Consider the following 22,802-nt stretch of genomic DNA (forward strand, 5'->3'; position numbering starts at 1 on the left):
GCGGGCGACACCGCACGGCCGGGCGGCGCGGTGACCGGGGTCACCGCGCCGCCCGGACCGGCGCCGGTCAGCTCGTGGTGCAGGAGACCGTCGGCCAGGTGCTGCTGCCGTTCTTCATGATCGTCATGCCCCAGTTGTTGCCGCTGCCGTTGGGGGTGGCCACCAGGGTCTGCGCGTCGGGGTAGGTGGCGTTGACGTTCCAGGTGGTGGCGACCCTCTGCGGGGACGGGACCCGCACGGTCACCTTCCACGTGTTCGAGCCGGAGACCGCGACGTTGAGGTTGTACCGGTCGCTCCAGGAGGAGCCGGCCGAGAGCGTCGCGGTGCAGCTGCCGCTCGGGGGAGGCGTGGTGCCGCCGCCGGGGGGCGGGGTCGTGCCGCCGCCCGACCCGTCGGGTGCCACGGCGCGGCCCGTCGACGGGGAGATCATGCCGGAGCACAGCCCCTTGCTCGACAGGGTCTGCGCGATCCGCGGGATGGCCGCGAGGGTGTTGGCCGGCCAGTCGTGCATCAGGATGACCTGCCCGTTGGTCAGCCGGCCGGCCGCCTGGACGATGGCGTCCGTGCTCGCGTTGTTCCAGTCCTGCGAGTCGACGTCCCACAGGACCTCGGTCAGGCCGTACTTGGCCTCCACCGACTTGAGGGTCGCGTTGGTTTCGCCGTAGGGCGGCCGGAACAGCTTCGGGGTGCCGCCGCCGGCGTTGGCGATCGCCTGCTGGGTCCGCGAGATCTGCGAGTCCATGTCCGACTGGGACAACTGGGTCATGTGGGGGTGGTCCCAGCTGTGGTTGGCGACCCACATGCCGGCGTCGACCTGGGCGCGGACCTGCGAGCTGTAGGAGGTCGCGTACTGGCCCTGGTTGAACATCGTGGCCCGTAAGCCGTTCTGCTTCAGGGCGTTGAGGAGTTGGGACGTCTGGTTGGACGGCCCGTCGTCGAAGGTGAGGCCGACGTAGCCGTTGCAGGCGGCCGCCCGCTCGGGGGCCGCCTGGGAGGGGCCGGCGGCGAGCGTGGTGGTGGCCGCCGCGGCCAGGGCGAGGGCGACGAGCGAGCCCGCCGCGGAGCGGAGCCGCGACGTGGAGGGCCGTGACCTGGGACTGCTTGCGGGAACACGAACGAGACGCATGGGGGTTGTCCCTTTCTCCGTGGGGGAGGGCAGCCGGGACCTGTGGCCCGGCGCGGAGGAGCGGCCCGGCAAGGGCGCCGCACTCGCCGCGCCGCACCGGACCACCGACAGTGTGAACCGTCGCGCGCCGGGATTGTCAACGCTTTCGGCGTGGGATTCGAAAGCTTCGGATCGTTCAAGTGGCCTTGTCCGCAACAACGTTGCTGGTGAGAGCGCCGGGTGCGGCGTGCTGTCGGCGTGAAGTCGGAAAGGATGGCCGTATGCGGCGCCGGCCGGGAAGAATTGGCTCGAATGTTTCGAACCGATCGGGCGCCGCATCCGTGCCGCCCCTCCGGTCAGAGCACGTGGGCCGCGTACCGCTCCACCACCTCCGTGAGCACCTCGGCGCCGTCCCGCGCCCACAGGCCCTCGTTGAAGATCTCCACCTCGATCGGCCCGGCGTAGCCGGCGGCGTCGACCAGCTCGCGCAGGCCGCGCATGTCCACGCTGCCGTCGCCGAGTTGGCCGCGGCCGAGCAGCACGCCGGCGGGCAGCGGGGTCACCCAGTCGGCGACCTGGAAGGCGGCGATCCGGCCGCCGTCCGGACCGGCCGCTCCCGCCCGCCGGATCCGTTCGGCGACCGTGTCGTCCCACCAGACGTGGTACGCGTCGACGACCACGCCCACCTCCTCGACGGGGAAGCGCTCGGCGAGGTCCAGGGCCTGGCCGAGGGTGGAGACCACGCAGCGGTCCGAGGCGAACATCGGGTGCAGCGGCTCGACCGCCAGGCGCACCCCGCGTTCGCGGGCGTAGGGGGCCAGTTCGCCCAGCGCGTCCGCGACGCGCTCGCGTGCCCCGCGCAGGTCGCGGTCCCCGTCGGGCAGTCCGCCCGAGACCAGCACCAGGGTGGACGTCGCGAGAGCGGCCGCCTCGTCGATCGCCGCCCGGTTGTCGTCCAGGGCGGCGGCGCGCGCGCCCGGGTCGGTCGCGGTGAGGAAGCCGCCGCGGCACAGGCTGGTGACGGTCAGTCCCGCCTCCCTCACCAGCCGCGCCGCCCGCTGCACGCCGTACTCCTGGACGGGGGCGCGCCACAGGCCGACCCGCGTCACGCCCGCCCTGCGGCAGCCCTCCGCCAGTTCGGGCAGGGACCACTGCTTGACGGTCTCCTGGTTGAGGCTGAACCGGGAGAGGGCGGCGTCCGTGTTCGTACCCGGGGCGGTCATCGGTCCACCCCGTACACCGCGAGGAGGTTCCGCATGCGGGTCTCGGCGAGCGCAGGGTCGGGGAACAGGCCCAGCCGGTCCGCGAGTTCGTACGCGCGGGCCAGGTGCGGGAGCGAGCGGGCCGACTGCAGCCCGCCGACCATCGTGAAGTGGTCCTGGTGACCCGAGAGCCAGGCCAGGAACACCACGCCCGTCTTGTAGAACCGGGTGGGCGGGGCGAACAGGTGCCGGGCCAGCTCCACCGTCGGGTCGAGGAGGGCCCGGAAGCCCGCCGCGTCACCGGTGTCCAGGATCCGCACCGCCCGCGCGGCCAGCGGCGCCAGCGGGTCGAAGACGCCGAGCAGCGCGTGGCTGAAGCCCCGTTCGTCGCCCGCGATCAGCTCCGGGTAGTGGAAGTCGTCGCCGGTGTAGCAGCACACCCCCTCCGGCAGCCGCCGCCGCAGCGCGACCTCCCGGCCGGCGTCCAGCAGGGAGACCTTGACGCCGTCGACCTTGTCCGGGTGGGCGGCGACCACCTCCAGGAAGGCCTCGGTGGCCCCGTCCAGGTCGTCGCCGCCCGACCAGTAGCCCTCCAGCGCCGGGTCGAACATCGGGCCCAGCCAGTGCAGCACCACCGGTTCCGACGCCTGCCGCAGCAGCGCCTCGTACACCTCCAGGTAGTCGTCCGGACCCTTCGCCACGGCGGCCAGCGCCCGCGACGCCATCAGGACCGCCTGCGCCCCCGCCTCCTCGACGACCGCCAGCTGCTCCTCGTACGCGGCCCGCACGTCGGCGAGGCCGAGGCGAGGCGACGCGCCGGGGGCGGCGAGCTGGTCGGTGCCCACGCCGCAGGCGACGTGCCCGCCGACCGCCCGCGCCTCGGCGGCGCTGCGGCGGATCAGCTCCCGGGCGCCCGCCCAGTCCAGGCCCATGCCGCGCTGCGCGGTGTCCATGGCCTCGGCGACGCCCAGGCCGTGCGCCCACAGGTGGCGGCGGAAGGCGAGGGTGGCGTCCCAGTCGACGGCGGCCGGGCCGTCCGGAGTGGTGTCGGCGTAGGGGTCGGCGACCACGTGGGCCGCCGCGAGGACGGTGCGGGAGAGCAGTGGTGGGCCGTCGGCCGAGAGGTCCGTGGGCGCGGTGCGGGGCGTGTAAGGGGTGGTCCCGCCGTCCGGGCGGGGCAGCATGATCGTCACAGGGTCAGCTCCGGAACGTCGAGGCGGCGGCCCTCGGCCGAGGACCGCAGGCCGAGTTCGGCGAGCTGCACGCCGCGCGCGCCCGCCAGCAGGTCCCAGGCGTACGGCTCGTCGAGGACCACGTGGCGCAGGAACAGCTCCCACTGGGCCTTGAAGCCGTTCTCGAACGCGGCCCCCGGCGGCAGGTTGTCCGGCACCTCCTGCCACTGGTCGCGGAAGGACTCGGTGACCGGCAGGTCCGGGTTCCACACCGGCTTGGGCGTGGCGGAGCGGTGCTGGACGCGGCAGCCGCGCAGCCCCGCGACGGCGGAGCCGTGCGTGCCGTCGACCTGGAACTCGACCAGCTCGTCGCGGTGGACCCGCACCGCCCAGGAGGAGTTGATCTGGGCGACGGCCCCGCCCGCCAGCTGGAAGACGCCGTACGCGGCGTCGTCGGCGGTCGCCGGGTAGGGCTTGCCGCTCTCGTCCCAGCGCCGCGGGAGGTGCGTGGTGGCGAGGGCCTGTACCGAGGTGACCCGGCCGAACAGCTCGTGCAGCACGTACTCCCAGTGCGGGAACATGTCGGAGACGATCCCGCCGCCGTCCTCGGCACGGTAGTTCCAGCTCGGGCGCTGCGCCTGCTGCCAGTCGCCCTCGAAGACCCAGTAGCCGAACTCCCCACGGACCGACAGGATCTCGCCGAAGAAGCCGCCGTCGACGAGCCGCTTCAGCTTCAGCAGGCCCGGCAGGAAGATCTTGTCCTGGACGACGCCGTGCCGGACTCCGGCGTCGCGCGCCAGCCGGGCCAGTTCCAGCGCTCCCTCCAGCGAGGTGGCGGTGGGCTTCTCCACGTACAGGTGCTTGCCGGCGGCGACGGCCCGGCGGACGGCGTCGACGCGGGCGGTGGTGACCTGCGCGTCGAAGTAGACGTCGACGGTCGGGTCGGCGAGGACGGCGTCGAGGTCGGTGGACCACTCGGTCAGGCCGTGCCGGTCGGCGATCTCGCGCAGCGCGTGCTCCCGGCGGCCGACCAGGACCGGCTCGGGCCACAGCACCGTGCCGTCGCCGAGGGGGAGGCCGCCCTGCTCGCGCAGGGCGAGGATCGAGCGGACCAGGTGCTGGCGGTATCCCATCCGCCCGGTGACGCCGTTCATCGCGATGCGCACCGTTCTGCGTGTCATGTGCTCTCCTCCGTTGTCGGGCGGGCCCGTTGCGGGACCGGCGGTTCACGTCACCGGGGCGCCGGTCCGCCGGCGGACCCGTGCGGCGGGGCGCCGGGGGCCGAGGTTCCCCGGGCGGCCTGCCGACCGATGGCCGGTGTGCCGTGCCCCGGAGTGCTGAGGGCCGGGTGACCTGACCGCCGGAGCCCGGGGTGCCGAGCGGCCCGAGCAGCCTCGGGTGGCTCTGCGGTGGCCGGCCACCGGGCCCGTGGTGCTGGGGGCCGGTGACCGGGACGGCCGGGGCCGCCGTTCGTGGGCCGCCCGTGCCGAGCCGCCCGGCGCGGGTTGCGGGAACGCGTGGGGCCGGTGACGGGCACCACGGAAAGCGCGCCGTAGAAAGCGCTTTCTACGACGTACGCTAGCGACCGCGCGCGGCCACGTACAGACCGTCGCGGTCACCTGGCTCGGATCGGGCGCCTCGCGCCGCGCCCGGGGCGGCGAGGATGGGACCATCGCGGGGAGCCGGGCGGGGCGGCGCGCCGGCCCGCTCCTCGTCGTCCCCCACGACCCGCCGCCTGGAGGGCCCCCATGTCAGTGACCCTGTCGGACGTGGCGAACCGCGCCAAGGTCTCGCCCGCCACGGTCTCCCGCGTGCTCAACGGCAACTACCCCGTGGCTGCCGCGACCAGGGAACGCGTGCTGCGCGCGGTGGACGAGCTGGACTACGTGCTCAACGGCCCGGCGAGCGCCCTGGCGGCCTCCACCTCGGACCTCGTCGGCATCCTCGTCAACGACATCGCCGACCCGTTCTTCGGCATCATGGCCTCGGCCGCCCAGGCCGAGATGGGGTGCCGGGACGGCGACGGAACCGGCCGGGCGGGCGGCGAGAAACTCGCCGTCGTCTGCAACACCGGCGGCGCCCCGGACCGCGAACTGACCTACCTCACCCTCCTCCAACGCCAGCGCGCCGCGGCCGTCGTGCTCACCGGCGACACCGTCGACGACCCGGCCCACGGGGCGGCGGTCGCGGCGAAACTGGCACGGCTGGCGGAGGCGGGGACCCGCGTCGTGCTGTGCGGCCGGCCGCCGCTGACCACCCACCCCGACGCCGTCCTCGCCGCGCTCCCGTTCGACAACCGGGGCGGCGGCCGGGCCCTCACCGCGCACCTGCTGGAGCTCGGCCACCGGCGCATCGGCTACGCCGCGGGTCCGGCCGAGCGCACCACCACGCGCCACCGGCTGGAAGGACACCGCGAGGCGCTGGCCGCAGCGGGCCTCGGCGGCGACCCAGCCGGTCGGGGGCTCACCGTGCACGGTCCCTACGGCCGGCGGACCGGCTACGAGGCCGCGCGGGAACTGCTGCGACGCGAGCCCGGCCTGACGGCGGTCGTCGCGGCCAACGACACGGTGGCCCTCGGCGTCTGCGCCGCCCTGCGCGAGGCGGGACTACGGGTGCCGGAGGACGTCTCGGTGGCCGGCTTCGACGACCTGCCGTTCAGCGCGGACGCCGTGCCCGCCCTGACGACCGTGCGGCTGCCGCTTCAGGAGGCGGGTGCGCGGGCGGGGCGGCTGGCGCTGGGAACGGAGAAGCCACCGCCAGGGAGGGTGGCCGAGGTCGCCGCCGAACTCGTCGTCCGCGCCTCGACGGGGGCGCCCCGCACGGGGTGACGGAACGCCGCGCGACGGGCCCGAGGCCGGGGTGGGGCGGCGCGGCGCTCGCGGGGCGCGGGCGGTGTCGCGCGGCGCGGGTCAGTGCGGCCAGATCGGCGGGTTGGTGGTGAAGTGCCCGCCGAGCAGGCCCTGTTCGGGCCTGGAGCGGTCGAGCTCGCCCTGCTCGGCGATGAGCTTCGCCGCGTACGGCTCGGAGTCGTCCCGCGGCTCGTACCCGAGCGCCCGCGCCGAGGAGAGGTCCCACCACAGACGGGTGTTGGCGGAACTCCCGTAGACGACGGTGTGGCCGACGTCCTCGGCGGTCAGCGCCGCGTGGAAGAGCCGCGCGGCGTCGGCCGGGCTCATCCAGATCGACAGCATCCGCACCGTCGTGGGCTCGGGGAAGCAGGAGCCGATGCGGACGGACACCGTCTCCAGACCGTGCCGGTCCCAGTAGAGCTGTGCCAGGTCCTCGTCGAACGCCTTGGAGAGACCGTAGAAGGTGTCGGGGCGGCGCGGGGTGTCCACCGGGATCAGCGGTTCGCCCTCTGCCGGGGCGGGGGTGTAGCCGACGGCGTGGTTGCTGGAGGCGAGGACGACGCGCCCGACGCCCTGCTCGCGGACCGCCTCGTAGAGGTGGTAGGTGCCCTCGATGTTGGCGCGCAGGATCTTCTCGAAGGACGCCTCCAGCGAGATGCCCGCGAGGTGGAGGACGGCGTCCACGCCGCGCACCGCCTCGCGCAGCGCCGCCCGGTCGGCCAGGTCCGCGGTGATCACCTCCTCGGTGTCCCGCGCCCGCTCCACGGGCATGACGTCGAACAGTCGCAGGCTGTACCCGTAGGAGGGAAGCAACTCCCGCATCAGGGTGCCGAGTCCGCCCGCCGCGCCGGTGAGCAGGAGGGTGCGGGGAGCGGGCATGGCGTTTCTCCTCGGGTCTGGCGGACGGGAGCGGACGGTGCGTGGCTCGGATCGGATCCGCATCCGTGGACGGTGTTCAGGTTCGTGCGCACGCTAAGGAGGTGTCCGACGCGGCGTCAAGTGTGCGTTTACGCGTCTTGACCGGGATTGGCGGCTGCCCTAGCGTGACCAGCGTTCAGAAATGTAAACGACAGTCAGATCTGTGACCACCCGCACGTGCGCGCTTCACCTGCACACCGGCGCGTCGCCGTCCGCAGTCCAGGGAGTCCCGTGACCACGACCTCACCCCCGCTCAGCGCCCGGCTCGACGGCGTGCTGTTCTTCCCCGTCACCGCGTACGGGCCCGACGGGTCCGTCGACACCGACGCGTTGCGCGCGCACGTGCGCGACGGCATCGACGCCGGCGCCGCGGCCGTCTTCGCGTGCTGCGGCACCGGCGAGTTCCACGCCCTGACGCTGGAGGAGTTCCGGCTCTGCGTCGCCGCGGCCGTCGCCGAGGCGGCGGGGCGGGTGCCGGTCTTCGCGGGCGCCGGTTACGGCACCGCGCTCGCCGTCCAGTACGCCCGCGCCGCCGAGGAGGCGGGCGCCGACGGACTGCTCGCCATGCCCCCCTACCTGGTCGTCGCGGACCAGGAGGGGCTGTTGGCGCACTACACCGCCCTCGCGGACTCCACCGGCCTCGACGTCATCGTCTACCAGCGTGACAACGCGGTGTTCGCCCCGCAGACGGTGGCCCGGCTGGCCCGCCACCCGCGGATCGTCGGCCTGAAGGACGGCCTCGGCGACCTCGACCTCGTGCAGCGGATCGTCAGCGCCGTACGCACCGAACTGCCCGGCTCCGACTTCCTGTACTTCAACGGGCTTCCCACGGCCGAGCTCACCGCGCTCGCCTACCGGGGCGTCGGCGTCACGCTCTACTCCTCCGCGGCCTTCTGCTTCGCCCCGGAGATCGCCGTCGCCTTCCACCGGGCGCTCACCACCGGCGACGACGCGACCGCCGACCGCCTCATCGACGGCTTCTACCGTCCCCTGGTCGAACTGCGCTCCCGGGGACGCGGCTACGCCGTCTCCCTCGTCAAGGCGGGCGTGCGGCTGCGCGGCGGGAAGGTCGGCGAGGTGCGTCCGCCGCTGAGCGAACCGGCCGCCGAACACGTCGAGGAACTCGGTCGCATCGTCGAGCGCGGGTACGCGCTGCTGCCCGAAGGGGGTGCGGCGTGAGGGCCTCCGCCTTCCTGTACCCCTGGGACGTCGTCGGCGACCCGAAGGCCGCCGCCCGCACCGCCGCGATCGGCGTGCGGCAGGTGACACTCGCCTCCGCCTACCACTCCACGCGCGCGGTGACGCCCCGGCATCCCGCCCACCGGATCGTCACCGCCGAGCACGCCGCGGTGCTCTACCCGCCCGACGCCGGGCGCTGGGAGGGCCGTGAACTGCGGCCCTACCCGGCGGGCGACTGGGCGCCGGCCGGGAAGGACCCCTTCGGGCAGGCCGCCGCGGCGCTCGCCGACGCCGGCCTGGAGGTGCACAGTTGGGTGGTGCTCGCCCACAACTCGCGGCTGGGGGCCGAGCATCCGGACATCGGCGTGGTCAACGCCTACGGGGACCGCTACCCGTGGGCCCCGTGCATCGCCCGGCCCGCGGTGCGTGAGTACCTCGCCTCCCTCGCCGCCGAGGCGGCCGTCCGTCCCGGTGCGGCGGGCACCGAACTGGAGTCCTGCGGCTGGTACGGCTTCGCGCACCTGCACGCCCACGACAAGGTGGGCGGGGTGGTGCTCGGCGACGCGACCCAGTACCTGATGTCGCTGTGCTTCTGCCCCGACTGCCGTGACGGGTACGCCGGCCAGGGGTGGGACGCCCGTGAACTGGCGGCGCACGTACGGCGCGCGCTGGAACCCGTGTGGGCGGTGGGCGGTTCGCAGGCCACCGGGTGGCCGGCCGTGGAGAGACTGCTCGGCTCCGGCCCCGCCGCGGCCACCCTCGCCTGGCGCGTCCAGGCCGCGCGCGCCCTGCAGGAGGCCACCGTCGAGGCGGTGCGGGCCGCCGCGCCGCCCGGCTTCCGGGTCCTGCTGCACGCCGACCCGGCGCCGTACCGCTGCGGGGCCAACGCGGGGGTCGACGCGGGGCACGTGCTGGGTCTCGCGGACGGTGTCGTCCTGCCCTGCACGGGGATGGCCGCGGCCCGCGAAGCGGTCCTCGGGCCCTTCGGACCTCACCGGCGAGAGGGCGCCGTGCTGGCGGCCAACTTCACGGTGGTCTCCGGTATGGGCGGCAGCCCGGGCACGCTCGCCGCGGACGCCGCCCACGCGGCCTCGCTGGGCGCCACGGAACTGCGCCTCTACCACGCGGGCCTCGCCTCCGACCCGGACCTGCGGGTCGTCACGGAACAGCTCGCCGAACTCGGCCGACCCGACGCGTAACTCGCCGGCGCCCCCGGCCCGAGGGCGCCGGCCCCCGCCGCTCGGGGCGCTTTGCCGTGCCTGAGCTCAGCTGTCGGGCCTGAACCCGACTGCCGCGCACGAGCCCGTTTGCCGTGCCTGAGCCGGGCGCCGTTCCTGAGTCCGATCGCCGCCATTGAATACGACCGCCGTCCCGGAGCCCGGCGGCCGCCCCTGGACCCAAGTGCCGTGAGCCCGGCCGCCGCCCGGCCCTCACGCGGCTGTCCGGCCCCGCGCGCCCTCACGCGGCCGGAGCGCCGTCGCCGCCTGCCGCGGGCCCGACGAGGCCGGCCCGCATCGCACACCTCCGGTGCCCGTGGCGACCCGCCACGGGCACCGGGGTCACCGCCGGCCGGCCAGGCGGTCGCGCACGACGGCGTCGCAGTCCTCGGCGCCGGACTCGGCCCGCGTGAAGTTCTGCACGTCCACCACCCGGCCCTCCTGCCCGGCCTCGGCCAGTGTCCTCTCGACGTCCGCGACGTACGCGGCGCACTCGGCGCTGACAGGTCCCCCGGGCTCCCGCGAGGCGGGCGCCGGGACCGGTGCCGGGGAGGCTTCGAGCGCGAGGGTGACGACAAGACTCGCCCCGCACAGGACCGCCCACACGGCGACCAGGACGCGGTGGTTCTTCCAGGCCGGCGGGTGCATCCCGACATCCTACGGGCACCCCGTGCGGCACAACTCCCTCCGGAAACACGGGATTTCCTCGTCCGAAGCGTTGACGGAACACAGCCACGGCCCTAGCTTCGTCGCGTCGTACTTCGTACGTCATATATGAGACGCGATACGTCGGATACGAAAGAGAGCCCATGGCCTTCGCCGCCCCCGCTCCCATCCCCTCGCGCACCCAGTACGTGCTGGACGCGATCAAGCACGGCATCCTGACCGGGCAGCTCGTGCCCGGTCAGGCGCTGGTGGAGGCCGAGCTCGCCGCACGGTTCGGGGTGTCCAAGACGCCGGTGCGCGAGGCGCTCAAGACGCTGGCCGGCACCGGGCTCGTGGTGATGAGCCAGTACAAGGGCGTCACCGTGCGCGAGGTGGACGCGGCCATGGCCCACCAGGTGTACGACGTCCGCCTGCTGCTCGAGCCGGAGGCGCTGCGGCGCACCATCGCCCGCCAGGCGTCCCTGGATGTCGCGGCGGACGCGCTGGTGCGGGCCGACGAGGCCGAGGACAACGCCCAACGCAGCCTCGCCAACCGGGAGTTCCACCGCGCCCTGTACGTGCCCTGCGGCAACCCGCTGCTCGCCCGGATGCTCGACGAGGTCCGCGACCAGGCCGCGCTCGTCTCCGCGGTGGTGTGGGGCGCCATCCCCTCCTGGGAGCGGGAGGCCGCCGAGCACCGGGAGATCCTGCGGCTGGCCCGGGCCGGCGACGCGGACGGCGCGGCCCGCGCCCTGCACGACCACATCGCCTCCTTCGTCCACCGGGCCTTCCCCGATGAGGAGGCCGCCATGTGACAGAACCCGGTCGGGCCCAGCAGACGCAGGTGCACGGACATCGTCACGGAGAAGAAAGGGCGGCCTCGATGGCGCACGCGGACCACACTCCTCTCAGGGCAGCACTGGCCGACGTCGTCGCGATCCCCGCGACGCCGTTCGACGCCGACGGCGGTCTCGACCTCGCCGCGCACCGGGTGCTGCTGCGCCGCCTGCTGGACGCGGGCGTGCGCACCCTCACCCCGAACGGCAACACCGGGGAGTTCTACACGCTGACCCCCCAGGAGCGGCGCACCGTCACCGAGGTGACGGTGGAGGAGGCGGGGGACCGGGCGACGATCGTCGTCGGCGTCGGCCACGACGTGCCGGCCGCCGTGGCCGCCGCCGTCCACGCCCGGGAGGCCGGAGCGCGGATGGTCATGGTCCATCAGCCCGTCCACCCCTACGTCTCGCGCGAGGGCTGGATCGCCTATCACCGCGCGGTCGCCGAGGCCGTGCCGGAACTGGGCGTCGTCCCCTACATCCGCAACCCGCACCTGGACGGCGGGGCCCTCGCCGAACTGGGCGCGCGCTGCCCCAACGTGGTCGGCGTGAAGTACGCGGTGCCGGACGCCGCGCACTTCGCCGCCTTCGCCCGCGACGCGGGCCTGGAGCGCTTCGTGTGGGTGGCCGGCCTCGCCGAGCTGTACGCGCCGGCCTACTGGTCCGGCGGGGCCACCGGATTCACCTCGGGGCTGGTCAACGTCGCCCCCGAGCTGTCCCTCGCGATGCTGGACGCCCTGCGCGGCGGTGACCTGCCGGCCGCCATGGAGGTGTGGGAGAGGGTCCGGCCGTTCGAGGAACTGCGCGCCGACCGGCAGTCCGCGGACAACGTGAGCGTCGTCAAGGAGGCCCTCGCCGCGCTGGGCCTGTGCCGGCGCGACGTCCGCCCGCCCAGCCACGAGATCACCGAGGAGCGCCGCGCCGCGGTGGCCGCCCTGCTGAAGGGGTGGGGGATATGACCGACCACACCGCCGCCCCGCACGCCGCCGCCCCGAGTCCCGACGCCCCGCATCCTGACGCCCCGCGCCCCGAGGCGCCGAGCCCCGCCACCCGGCGTCCGGAGGATCTGCGCAGCCACCGCTGGTACGGCGACTCCGTCTCCGCGGGCTCGTCGGGTCTGCGTACCTTCAGTCACCGCGCCCGCACCCGCCAGCTCGGGTACCTGCCCGAGGAGCACCTCGGCAAGCCCGTCGTCGCGGTCCTCAACACCTGGTCCGACATCAACCCCTGCCACGTCCACCTTCGCGAACGCGCCCAGGCGGTCAAGCGCGGGGTGTGGCAGGCGGGCGGCTTCCCGCTGGAGTTCCCGGTCTCCACGCTCTCGGAGACCTTCCAGAAGCCGACCCCCATGCTCTACCGCAACCTCCTCGCCATGGAGACCGAGGAACTGCTGCGCTCCTACCCGGTGGACGGGGCCGTGCTCCTCGGCGGCTGCGACAAGACCACGCCCGCCCTGCTGATGGGCGCCGCCAGCGCCGGCCTGCCCGCCGTGTTCGTGCCGGCCGGACCCATGCTGCCGGGCCACTGGCGCAAGGAGGTCCTCGGCAGCGGCACCGACATGTGGAAGTACTGGGACCAGCGGCGCGCCGGTGAGATCGGCGACGGCGAACTCTCCGAGCTGGAGAACGGACTGGCCCGCTCGCCCGGCCACTGCATGACCATGGGCACCGCCTCCACCCTCACCGCAGCCGCCGAGGTGCTCGGCATGACGATGCCCGGCGCCTCGTCCATCCCCGCCGTGGACTCGGGCCACGAGCGGATGGCCGCGGCCGCCGGCGCCCGCATCGTCGGCATGGTGTGGCAGGACGTCACCCCGTCGAAGATCCTCACCCGGGAGGCGTACGAGGACGCGGTGGCCACCGTCCTCGCGCTCGGCGGCTCCACCAACGCCGTCATCCACCTGATCGCCATGGCCGGCCGCTCCGGCGTCACCCTCACCCTCGACGACTTCGACCGCATCGCCCGCACCGTGCCGGTCCTCGCCAACCTGCGGCCCGGCGGCGCGTACCTCATGGAGGACTTCCACTTCGCGGGCGGCCTGCCCGGCTTCCTCTCGCGCCTCACCGACGTCCTCCACCTGGACCGGCCCACCGCCGCCCACCCCACACTGCGCGCCCAGCTCGAAGGCGCCCTCGTCCACGACGACGAGGTCATCCGCCCGCGCGAGCGGCCGCTGGCCGACGAGGGCGGCGTCGCCGTCCTGCGCGGCAACCTCTGCCCCGACGGCGCGGTGATCAAGCACATCGCCGCCGAGCCCCACCTGCTGCGGCACACCGGCCCGGCCGTCGTCTTCGACGACTACCGCACCATGCAGCGCACCATCGACGACCCCGCGCTCGGCATCACCGCCGACCACGTCCTGGTGCTGCGCAACGCGGGACCGCAGGGCGGGCCCGGCATGCCGGAGTACGGGATGCTGCCCATCCCCGAGTACCTCCTCAAGGAGGGCGTGCGGGACATGGTGCGGATCTCCGACGCCCGGATGAGCGGCACCAGTTACGGCGCCTGCGTGCTGCACGTGGCGCCCGAGTCGCACGTCGGCGGCCCGCTGGCCCTGGTGCGCACCGGCGACCTGATCACCCTCGACGTCCCGGCCCGCGCCCTGCGCCTGGAGGTCGACGAGGCCGAACTGGAGCGCCGCCGCGCCGCCTGGACGGCTCCCGCGCAGCGGTGGGAACGCGGCTACGGCGCGCTGTACCAGGAACAGATCACCCAGGCCGACACCGGCTGCGACTTCGCCTTCCTCGCCCGCCCGGGCAAGGTGCCCGAACCCTACGCCGGCTGAACCGCCGCCGGCCGGCCGTGCCCCGCGCCCCGGCCGGCGGCGCACCACCACCACCACCCACCGCGTCCGCCTCCGCGCCCGGACCGGCGCACGCCGTGGAGCAAGCGCTTTCTGCCGACCTCGTCGGCCCACCCCGCCGCCCTCCGGACCCCGGAGCGGGCCCGGCTCCCCGTACGACACGCACCACCGTGAACGAAACGGAGACAGAGGTCATGGCCCCAGCAGCCCCCGCCGCCACCGCGGCGAAGACACCGGGCAGGACGTCCCGGGGCGCGCCCGGACGACGACGCGGGAACGGCACCAGCACCCCGCGCCGCCTTCCCTACCTGCTGATCGCCCCCGCCGGGCTGCTCATGCTGGGCTTCATCGCGTACCCGGTGCTCAGCGTCTTCTACTACAGCCTCCAGCACTACAACGTCACCAAGCCCTGGCGCGACGGCTTCGCCGGCTTCGACAACTTCACCCGGATCCTCACCGACGACCCGCTCTTCCGCGACTCCCTGGTGTTCAGCGCCCAATGGGTCGTCACCGAGGTCTCGCTCCAGCTGGTCCTCGGCCTGGCGCTGGCCCTGCTGGTCAACCAGACCTTCGTCGGACGCGCCCTGGCCCGCGCCATGGTCTTCTCCCCGTGGGCCGTCTCCGGGGTGCTGACCACCACCATCTGGATGCTGCTCTACAACCCCTCGACCGGGGTGAGCCGCTACCTGGCGGACGCCGGGATCGGCGCCTACGGCACCTCCGTGCTGTCCGACACCGACACCGTCTTCTGGGCCGTGGTCGTCACCGAACTCTGGCGCGGGGTCCCCTTCTTCGCGATCCTCATCCTCGCCGACCTGCAGTCCGTGCCCAAGGACCTGTATGAGGCGGCGTCGGTCGACGGCGCCGGCCGGCTGCGGCAGTTCGTGCACATCACGCTGCCGCACCTGAAGGACGCCATCATCCTCTCCACGCTGCTGCGTGCCGTGTGGGAGTTCAACAACGTCGACCTCCTCTACACCCTGACCGGCGGCGGCCCCGCGGGCGTCACCACCACGCTCCCGCTGTACGTCGCCAACACGGGCATCGAGGGCCACGACTTCGGGTACGCCTCCGCGTTGACCACCGTGGCCTTCGTGATCCTCCTGTTCTGCTCCATCCTCTACCTGCGTCTGAGCAAGTTCGGAGGCGACTCCCGGTGACCGCCGCACTCGCCGAGACGGGCGACCGCCGCACGGCACCCCCGGCCGGCACCCCCGCGATCCCGCACACCCCGCGCCGCACGCGCCGCCACCGCGCCTTCGACGAGGCGCCGCGCTGGCAGATCTACCTGCCGCTCGGGCTCTACCTGCTCTTCACCCTGGTGCCGTTCTACTGGATGCTGCTCTTCGCGCTGCGGCCCGCCGGATCCACCTCGCTGGTGCCCTGGCCGATCACCTTCGAGCACTTCGAGAAGGTCTGGAACGAGCGCAGCTTCGGCGTCTTCTTCCAGAACAGCATGCTGGTCGGCGTGGCCACCCTGGTCACCACCACCGTGATCGCCCTGTCCGGCGGCTACGCGCTGGCCCGGTTCGACTTCCGGGTGAAGAACGCCTTCATGCTGGCACTGCTGTGCTCGCAGTTCATCCCGGGCGCGCTCATGCTGGTCCCGCTCTTCGAGATCTTCCGCAACCTGCGGATGATCAACTCGCTGGAGAGCGTGATCATCGCCGAGACGGTCTTCCAGCTCCCGCTGTCCATCATCCTGATCAGCGGCTTCATCAAGAACGTGCCGGTCTCCCTGGAGGAGGCCGCCTGGGTCGACGGCTGCTCACGACTGCGGGCCTTCCGCGCCGTCGTCCTGCCGCTGCTGCGGCCGGGGCTGATCGCGGTCGGCTCCTTCGCCTTCGTGCACAGCTGGAACCACTTCCTGTTTGCCCTGATGTTCCTCAGCGAGCAGGACAAGCAGACCATCCCGGTCGGCCTCAACACCCTGATCGGCGCGGACAGCGTGGACCTCGGAGCGCTCGCCGCCGGCGGAGTGATCGCCGCCGTCCCCGTCGTCATCGTCTTCGCCTTCATCCAGAAGTGGCTGATCACAGGCTTCAGCGCGGGCGCCGTCAAGGGCTGACCCGCCGCCACCCGCCCCTCGTCGCCCACTGAGCCGCCCGCTCCGCTTCCCCGACCTTCCTTCTTCCCCCCGTCCGTGCGTACTCCCGAGGAGGCCCGCACCATGAGCGCCCCGCACCCGACCCCGCCGCCGCTGCCCCTGGTGCTCGCCGGCGCGCGCGGCCACGGCCGCCGGCACCTGGACAACATCCGCCGCCTGGAGGGCGCCGGAAGGGCACGGCTGGCCGGAGTCTGCGACCTCACCCCACTCACCGACGCCGAGCTGGCCGGCTTCGCCTCCCGGCCCGAGCAGTCGGCCGACTTCGCCGCTCTCCTGGAGACCACCGGCGCCCGCGTCGCCGTCGTCTGCACCCCCCTGCAGACGCACGCCGAGCTCGCCACCACGGCCGCCGCGCGCGGGGTGCACCTCCTGCTGGAGAAGCCGCCCGCCGCCTCCTGGGCCGCCCACCGGCGGGTCCAGGACGCGGTGCGCGCGGCCGGCACCGTCTGCCAGATCGGCTTCCAGACCCTCGGCTCGCACGCCGTGCCCGCCGTCCGCGAGCTGATCTCCGCCGGCGCGATCGGCCGGGTCAGGGGGATCTCCGCGGCCGGGGCCTGGGTCCGCGACACCGCCTACTGGGGCCGCGCCCCCTGGGCCGGCCGGCGCCGTCTCGGCCCCGTCGACGTCGTCGACGGCGTGCTCACCAACCCGCTGGCCCACGCAGTCTCCACCGCCCTCGCCCTCGCGGACGCCGAACGCGCCGAGGACGTCACCGGCATCGAGACGGAACTGCTGCGCGCCAACGACATCGAGGCCGACGACACCTCCTGCGTCCGCGTCACCACCACGCACGGGACGGACGTCGTCGTCGCCGCGACGCTGTGCGCGGAGCGGGCCGGCGAACCGTACGTCCTCGTCCACGGCGAGAGCGGCCGGATCACCTTCTGGTACAAGGAGGACCGGGTGCTCCTCCAGCGCGCCGGACACGGTCCCGAGGAGCACGTCCACGGCCGCACCGACCTGCTGGAGAACCTCCTCGACCACCTCGCGGACGGCACGGAGCTGCTCGCCCCGCCCGCCCGCTCCGGCGCCTTCATGCGCGTCCTGGAGGCGGTCCGCACCGCCCCCGACCCCCGCCCGCTGCCGCCCCACGCCTGGCGCACCGCGCACGACACCCCCGCGCCACGGCGGGTGGTGCCCGGCGTCGACGGCCTGGTCGCCGCCTGCGCCGACACCCTGCGCCTGTTCTCCGAGACCGGCGCCGAACCCTGGGCGGCGCCGGCCGCCTCCGCCGGAACGAGGACCTCATGACCGTGCCCCGGGACGCCTCCGCCGTGGAGGTCCTCGCCGACCTGCGCTGCGCCGGGCGGAGGGTCGCCCGCTACGCCGTCCGCCCCGACCTGGACCCGCGGCTCTCGCCCCGCCCCTACCTCCACCCGGTGACCACCCTCGCCGGCGTCGTCGTCACCGAGGAACTGCCCGCCGACCACCTCCACCACCTCGGCGCGGGCGTGGCCGTGCCCGACGTCGACGGCCACAGCTTCTGGGGCGGCCGCACCTTCGTCCGCGACCGCGGCCCGGTGCTGCTCGACAACCACGGCGTCCAGCGCCACACGGGCTGGCACCGCAAGCAGGACGGCCGCATCGAGGAGGACCTCGTCTGGGAGGCGGGCGGCGCCGCGCTGCTGCGTGAGCGGCGCAGCGTCACGGCCACCGCCCTCACCGACCGCGCCTGGGCGCTCGGCCTGACCTTCGCGCTCACCCCGGCGGGCGAGCCCGTCACCATCGGCAGCCCCGCCACCAACGGCCGCCCCGGCGCGGGCTACGGGGGCTTCTTCTGGCGCGCCCCCAAGGAGGCCGGCGCCCCCGCCGTCCTCACCCCGGACGCCGACGGCGAGGAGGCCGTCCACGGCCGGAGCGCCGACTGGCTCGCCCTCGCCGGAGACGGCTGGACCCTGGTCCTCGCCGGCGCCGACGAGGACACCCGCCGTGACCCCTGGTTCGTGCGGACCGCCGAGTACCCGGGCGTCGGCTCGTCCCTCGCCTGGTCGCACCCGGTCACCCTCGGGGCCGGGCAGACCCTCGTACGCCGGGTGGCCGTCGTCGTCGCCGACGGCCGCCTCGACCGGGACGCGGCCGGCGACCTCGCGAAGCGCGCGAAGGAGGCGGTCACGCCGTGAACGCCCCCTCCACGAACCGGCCGTGGACCGCCGACCTCGGCGACGGCACCTACCGCAACCCGGTCCTGAACGCCGACTGGTCCGACCCCGACGTGATCCGCGTCGGCGACGACTACCACCTCACCGCCTCCAGCTTCGGCCGCGCCCCCGGCCTGCCCCTGCTGCACTCCCGCGACCTGGTCAACTGGACCCTCGTCGGGCACGCCCTCGACAGGCTCACGCCGCACGAGGACTTCGCCGTGCCCCGCCCGGACCGCGGCGTGTGGGCCCCGGCGCTGCGGCACCACGCGGGCCGCTTCTGGATCTTCTGGGGCGACCCCGACCAGGGCGTCCTCCAGATCAACGCGCCACGGATCGACGGCCCTTGGACCACCCCGCACCTGATGAAGCCGGGCAAGGGGCTGATCGACGCCTGCCCGCTGTGGGACGAGGAGACCGGCGAGGCCTATCTGGTGCACGGCTGGGCCAGGACCCGCGCCGGGGTGAAGAACCGTCTCACCGGCCACCGGATGAGCCCCGACGGACTCACCCTCCTCGACGAGGGCGCGCTCCTCGTCGACGGCGACCTGCTGCCCGGCTGGTTCACCCTGGAAGGCCCCAAGCTCTACCGCCACGACGGCTGGTTCTGGATCCTCGCCCCCGCCGGGTCGGTGGAGACCGGCTGGCAGGGCGCCTTCCGCGCGCGGTCCTTCCACGGCCCGTACGAGGAGAAGGTCGTCCTGGAGCAGGGCGGCACCGACGTCAACGGCCCCCACCAGGGCGGCTGGGTGCGCACCCCGCAGGGGGAGGACTGGTTCCTGCACTTCCAGTCCCGCGGCGCGCACGGCAGGGTCGTCCACCTCCAGCCGATGCGCTGGACCACCGACGAACAGGGGCTGCCCTGGCCGGTGCTGGGCGACGACGGCACGCCCGTCGCCGTCCACCGCAAGCCGCAGGCGCCGCCGCAGCCGGTGGCCGCGCCCGCCACCGACGACGACTTCGCGGGCGGCAGGTTCGGTCTCCAGTGGCAGTGGGCGGCCGACCCCGGGGAGGGGTGGACGACCCCGCACGGCGGCGACGGGCTGCGGCTGACCTGCGTCCGCACCGGCCGGGTCGACGACCTGCGTTCGCTGGGCCACCTGCTGACCCAGCGGATGCCCGCGGAGACCTTCACCGCAGAGGTGGACCTCCGCCTCGATGGGGTGGCGACGGGCGCCCGGGCCGGCCTCGCGGTCGTCGGGGACGCCTACGCCTGGATCGGGCTGGAGCGTGCCGCCGACGGCACGGTCCGCCTCGTCCACCGGTTCGCCGAGGACACCGCTTCCCGGGAGCGGGACGCGGCGCGCGCCCGGGACGCGCCCGGTGGAAGGGCCCGGCTGCGCGTCGAGGTGTCCCCGGGCGCCCGGTGCCGCTTCCTCGCCGACACCGGCGACGGCACCGGACTCCAGGCCTCGGGCCAGGTGTTCGCCGCCGCGTCCTGGGGCTGGACCGGGGCCCTGCTCGCCCTGTTCGCCGCCGCGCCACCGGGGACCGACGCGGCGGGCACCGGCGACGTGGGGACCGGCGCTGCGGGCACCGGAAGCTTCACCCGCTACCGCACCACCGCCTGACCCCACCGGTACCGGGGCGCGACCCGGCACCGGCCGCACGAATCCGCACCGACCGGCGGAGCCGAGCACCACCACCGGGCATCGCACCACGCACCGCATCACCGCATCACTGAGGAACCCCTCCCACGAGAGAAGAGCCGACCATGCGAGCGACGAACCACCGGAACCGGAGAACGACCGCAGCCGTGGCGCTGGCCGCGGTGTTCGCCCTGACCGCCACCGCCTGCGGCGACGACGGCAGCGCGGACGGCGGCGACGAGGGCTCCGGCAAGGGCACGATCACCTTCTGGGACAACAACGGCGGTGTCCGCACCCCCGTCTGGGAGAAGATCATCGCCGAGTTCGAGAAGAAGAACCCGGACATCGACGTCAAGTACGTGCCGATTCCCATCACCGACGTGCAGTCGAAGTACGACACGGCCATCGCCGGCGGTGGCCTGCCCGACGTCGGCGGCGTCGGCACCGCGTACCTGGCCAACATGGTCGCTCAGGACGCCCTGGAGCCGGTCGGCGACCGGCTCCAGGGGAGCGCGCTGAAGGGCAAGCTCTCCGAGCAGATGGCCGAGAGCGTCCGGTCGGCCGGCGGACGCGGCGACGAGATGTACTCCGTGCCGACCAGCGCCAACCAGGGCACCCTCTGGTACCGCACCGACCTGTTCGAGGCGGCCGGCGCCGAACCGCCCACCAGCTGGGACCGGTTCTACGAGGCCGCCGAGAAGCTCACCGACGCGAAGAAGAACAAGTTCGGCTTCACCATCCGCGGCGGCGCCGGCTCGGTCGCCCAGGCGCTCGACATGATGTACGCCCAGTCCGGCATCGACACCTTCTGGAACGGCGACAAGACCACCGTCAACGACCCGAAGAACGTCGAGGCGCTCGAGAAGTACATCGGCCTCTACAAGAAGGCGACGCCCGAGGCCGACCTCAACAACGACTTCGCCAAGATGGTCGCCCAGTTCGGCCAGGGCGACATCGGCATGCTGCAGCACAACCTCGGCTCCTACGGCGACCACGTGAAGGCGTTCGGCAAGGACAAGGTCGAGGGCATCCCGCTGCCCCCGTCCGCCGAGGGCAGCCCGCGCACCATCGTCTCCAACCCGGTCGACGGGCTCGGCCTGTTCAAGAGCAGCAAGAACAAGACGGCCGCCTGGAAGTTCATCGAGTTCGCCGCGTCCCACGAGATGAACAGCCTCTGGAACCAGGAGGCCGGCTCCATCCCCGCCAACACCGAGGCGTCCGGCGACACCTGGGTCAACGAGGTGAAGCCGGTCAAGGCGGCCATGGAGTCCCTCAACGACCCCGGCACCAAGGTCGTCCAGCTGCCGTACTACCTGCCCGACTGGAACAACATCAGCAAGGCCGACACCGAGCCGGACTTCCAGAAGCTGCTGCTCGGTGAGATCAGCGCGAAGGAGTTCACGGACAAGCTCGCCGGCCTGCTCAACGACGCCCAGGCGGAGTGGAAGCAGCAGCAGTGACAGCGCGGCGGCGGCGGGGCGTGACCTCACCCCCGCCCCGCCACCGCTCCTGCCACCGCCGGCGCCGCCCCTCGCGCCCGGGCGCGGGCACCACCCCCGCGCCCGGTGCCCGGGCCTCCACCCGGCGCACCCCCACCGGCCGAACGGACCACCACACCTCGCTCAACTCCCCTCCTCAGGAGCCGCAATGCGCAGTCAGTCACGTCCAGCACGTCCAGCACGTCCAGCACGTCCAGCACGTCCCGCACGCCTCGCCAGAGCGGCCGTCGTCGGTTGCACCGCGCTGACCCTGGCCGTGACGTCGGCGGGGACCGCCGGCGCCGCGCCGGGCGACCCCGCCCGCCAAGCCCTCCCGCAGCACGACGGCTGGGCTGCCGCCGACGGCGGCACCACCGGCGGGGCCGCCGCCCGCCGCGCGCACGTGTACACCGTCGACACCTGGGCCGAACTCAAGGCCGCCGTCGGCAACGGGGACGCCACCCCCAGGATCATCCGGGTCGCGGGCACGCTCGACGCCAACAGCGACGCCTCGGGCAGGCCGCTGAGCTGCGCCGACTACGCGACGGACGGTTACTCCCTGGAGGGCTACCTCGCCGCCTACGACCCCGCCACCTGGGGGAAGGCCGACCCCTCGGGGCCGCAGGAGGAGGCGCGCCTGGCCTCCGCGGCGCGCCAGGCCGCGCAGATCCGGCTGAACCTCGGGTCGAACACCACCCTCGTGGGCGTCGGCGACCACGCCAGGCTGCTGGGCGCCAACGTCCAGGTGCGCGACGTGGACAACGTGATCGTCCGCAACCTCACCTTCGAGGACACCTTCGACTGCTTCCCCCAGTGGGACCCCACCGACGGGGCCGAGGGCAACTGGAACTCCGAGTACGACAGCCTGGTGGTGTACGGCTCCACCCACGTGTGGGCCGACCACAACACCTTCACCGACGGCCGCCGGCCCGACGCCGCCCAACCCCGCTACTACGGGCGGGAGTTCCAGCAGCACGACGGCCAGCTCGACGTGGTGCGCGGCGCCGACCTGGTCACCGTCTCCTGGAACGTCTTCGCGGACCACAGCAAGACCATCCTGATCGGCAACAGCGACAGCGCGACCGCCACCGACCAGGGGAAGCTGCGCGTCACCCTGCACCACAACCTGTTCCGGGACACCGGGGAGCGCACCCCGCGTGTGCGGTTCGGCCAGGTCGACGTCTACAACAACCACCACCTGGTCAAGGACCCGGCGGTCTTCGGCTACGCCTACGGCGTGGGCAAGGAGTCGGCGATCCACGCGGAGAAGAACCACTTCACCCTCCCCGCGTCCGTCCCGGCCGGCGCGATCCTGCACAAGTGGAGCGAGGCGCCGATCACGGCGGAGGACAACTTCGTCAACGGCGCGGAGGTCGACCTGATCGCGCGGTACAACGCCGAGCACCCGGACGCCGTCCTGCGGCGCGACGCGGGCTGGAGCCCGGAACTGCGCGCCCGGGTCGACGAGACCGGTGACGTGCCGGGGTTCGTCGCCCGGTGGGCCGGGGCGGGGCAGCTCGACGAGTGCGAGCCGCACGAACTCTGACGCCGCCCCTGATCCCGC

Annotated in this window: 19 protein-coding genes; 13 read left to right on the plus strand and 6 right to left on the minus strand. The window is 73.8% G+C overall.

All coding sequences use genetic code 11. The annotated features are described in order from the left end of the window. Positions 1–67: 67 nt before the first annotated feature. The 4 genes from ABT026_RS21450 to ABT026_RS21465 all read right to left on the minus strand — a co-directional run bounded on the left by ABT026_RS21450 (position 68) and on the right by ABT026_RS21465 (position 4,660). Complete coding sequence (locus tag ABT026_RS21450; protein WP_351116424.1) at positions 68–1,126, minus strand: polysaccharide deacetylase family protein; 1,059 nt, start codon at positions 1,124–1,126, stop codon at positions 68–70. Positions 1,127–1,461: 335 nt separating this feature from the next. Continuing rightward, positions 1,462–2,328 carry a sugar phosphate isomerase/epimerase family protein gene (locus ABT026_RS21455; protein WP_351116425.1) on the minus strand — a complete coding sequence of 289 codons (867 nt, stop codon included), beginning with the start codon at positions 2,326–2,328 and terminating at the stop codon, positions 1,462–1,464. Continuing rightward, positions 2,325–3,500, minus strand: coding sequence for a dihydrodipicolinate synthase family protein (locus tag ABT026_RS21460; RefSeq protein WP_351116427.1), 1,176 nt, complete (start codon positions 3,498–3,500; stop codon positions 2,325–2,327). Before ABT026_RS21460 ends, ABT026_RS21455 begins: the two co-directional genes overlap by 4 nt. Continuing rightward, on the minus strand, positions 3,497–4,660 hold the full coding sequence (locus ABT026_RS21465) for a Gfo/Idh/MocA family protein (protein WP_351116428.1): 1,164 nt from the start codon (positions 4,658–4,660) through the stop codon (positions 3,497–3,499). The genes ABT026_RS21460 and ABT026_RS21465 overlap by 4 nt, the downstream gene beginning before the upstream one ends. 567 nt (positions 4,661–5,227) lie before the next feature. On the opposite strand from ABT026_RS21465, the gene ABT026_RS21470 reads away from it, so the two are divergent. Beyond that, positions 5,228–6,307, plus strand: coding sequence for a LacI family DNA-binding transcriptional regulator (locus tag ABT026_RS21470; RefSeq protein ID WP_351116430.1), 1,080 nt, complete (start codon positions 5,228–5,230; stop codon positions 6,305–6,307). An 81-nt stretch (positions 6,308–6,388) separates the two neighbouring features. Here ABT026_RS21470 and ABT026_RS21475 read toward each other — a convergent pair whose 3' ends face one another. After that, entirely contained in the window at positions 6,389–7,207 is an 819-nt protein-coding gene (locus ABT026_RS21475) for an NAD-dependent epimerase/dehydratase family protein (protein WP_351116431.1), read from the minus strand. Positions 7,208–7,477: 270 nt separating this feature from the next. On the opposite strand from ABT026_RS21475, the gene ABT026_RS21480 reads away from it, so the two are divergent. Both ABT026_RS21480 and ABT026_RS21485 read left to right on the plus strand, forming a co-directional pair. Further along, positions 7,478–8,425 carry a 5-dehydro-4-deoxyglucarate dehydratase gene (locus ABT026_RS21480; RefSeq protein ID WP_351116433.1) on the plus strand — a complete coding sequence of 316 codons (948 nt, stop codon included), beginning with the start codon at positions 7,478–7,480 and terminating at the stop codon, positions 8,423–8,425. Continuing rightward, entirely contained in the window at positions 8,422–9,624 is a 1,203-nt protein-coding gene (locus ABT026_RS21485) for a hypothetical protein (RefSeq protein ID WP_351116434.1), read from the plus strand. Before ABT026_RS21480 ends, ABT026_RS21485 begins: the two co-directional genes overlap by 4 nt. Before the next feature lie 360 nt (positions 9,625–9,984). Here ABT026_RS21485 and ABT026_RS21490 read toward each other — a convergent pair whose 3' ends face one another. Then, positions 9,985–10,290, minus strand: a complete 306-nt coding sequence (locus ABT026_RS21490; RefSeq protein ID WP_351116435.1) for a hypothetical protein — start codon at positions 10,288–10,290, stop codon at positions 9,985–9,987. 161 nt (positions 10,291–10,451) lie between these two features. Between ABT026_RS21490 and ABT026_RS21495 the strand changes: the two genes are divergently transcribed. The 10 genes from ABT026_RS21495 (at position 10,452) to ABT026_RS21540 (ending at position 22,784) form a co-directional block, all read left to right on the plus strand. Continuing rightward, positions 10,452–11,102, plus strand: coding sequence for a GntR family transcriptional regulator (locus ABT026_RS21495; RefSeq protein WP_351116437.1), 651 nt, complete (start codon positions 10,452–10,454; stop codon positions 11,100–11,102). Between the two features lie 68 nt (positions 11,103–11,170). Beyond that, positions 11,171–12,082 (plus strand): dihydrodipicolinate synthase family protein, encoded by a 912-nt coding sequence (locus ABT026_RS21500; RefSeq protein ID WP_351116438.1) that lies wholly within the window; start codon positions 11,171–11,173, stop codon positions 12,080–12,082. Beyond that, positions 12,079–13,908: an L-arabinonate dehydratase gene (gene araD / locus ABT026_RS21505; RefSeq protein WP_351116439.1), complete on the plus strand. Its 1,830-nt coding sequence runs from the start codon at positions 12,079–12,081 to the stop codon at positions 13,906–13,908. The genes ABT026_RS21500 and araD overlap by 4 nt, the downstream gene beginning before the upstream one ends. A 212-nt stretch (positions 13,909–14,120) precedes the next feature. Then, positions 14,121–15,086, plus strand: coding sequence for a carbohydrate ABC transporter permease (locus ABT026_RS21510; RefSeq protein WP_351116441.1), 966 nt, complete (start codon positions 14,121–14,123; stop codon positions 15,084–15,086). Then, positions 15,083–15,994, plus strand: a complete 912-nt coding sequence (locus tag ABT026_RS21515; protein ID WP_351116442.1) for a carbohydrate ABC transporter permease — start codon at positions 15,083–15,085, stop codon at positions 15,992–15,994. Before ABT026_RS21510 ends, ABT026_RS21515 begins: the two co-directional genes overlap by 4 nt. 102 nt (positions 15,995–16,096) lie before the next feature. Beyond that, positions 16,097–17,284 carry a Gfo/Idh/MocA family protein gene (locus tag ABT026_RS21520; protein ID WP_351116444.1) on the plus strand — a complete coding sequence of 396 codons (1,188 nt, stop codon included), beginning with the start codon at positions 16,097–16,099 and terminating at the stop codon, positions 17,282–17,284. After that, positions 17,281–18,153 carry a DUF6807 domain-containing protein gene (locus ABT026_RS21525; protein WP_351116445.1) on the plus strand — a complete coding sequence of 291 codons (873 nt, stop codon included), beginning with the start codon at positions 17,281–17,283 and terminating at the stop codon, positions 18,151–18,153. The genes ABT026_RS21520 and ABT026_RS21525 overlap by 4 nt, the downstream gene beginning before the upstream one ends. Next, the gene (locus ABT026_RS21530) at positions 18,150–19,742 is read left to right on the plus strand and encodes a glycoside hydrolase family 43 protein (protein ID WP_351116447.1); all 1,593 of its coding nucleotides are present in this window, start codon (positions 18,150–18,152) and stop codon (positions 19,740–19,742) included. Before ABT026_RS21525 ends, ABT026_RS21530 begins: the two co-directional genes overlap by 4 nt. A 143-nt stretch (positions 19,743–19,885) precedes the next feature. Then, a complete protein-coding gene (locus ABT026_RS21535) occupies positions 19,886–21,220 on the plus strand; it encodes an ABC transporter substrate-binding protein (RefSeq protein ID WP_351116449.1) in 1,335 nt (444 codons plus the stop codon). Positions 21,221–21,407: 187 nt separating this feature from the next. Next, the gene (locus ABT026_RS21540; protein WP_502968024.1) at positions 21,408–22,784 is read left to right on the plus strand and encodes a pectate lyase family protein; all 1,377 of its coding nucleotides are present in this window, start codon (positions 21,408–21,410) and stop codon (positions 22,782–22,784) included. The last annotated feature ends 18 nt before the right edge of the window (positions 22,785–22,802 follow it).

Source organism: Streptomyces sp. NPDC002734 (genome assembly GCF_040295685.1).
Taxonomy (GTDB): domain Bacteria; phylum Actinomycetota; class Actinomycetes; order Streptomycetales; family Streptomycetaceae; genus Streptomyces.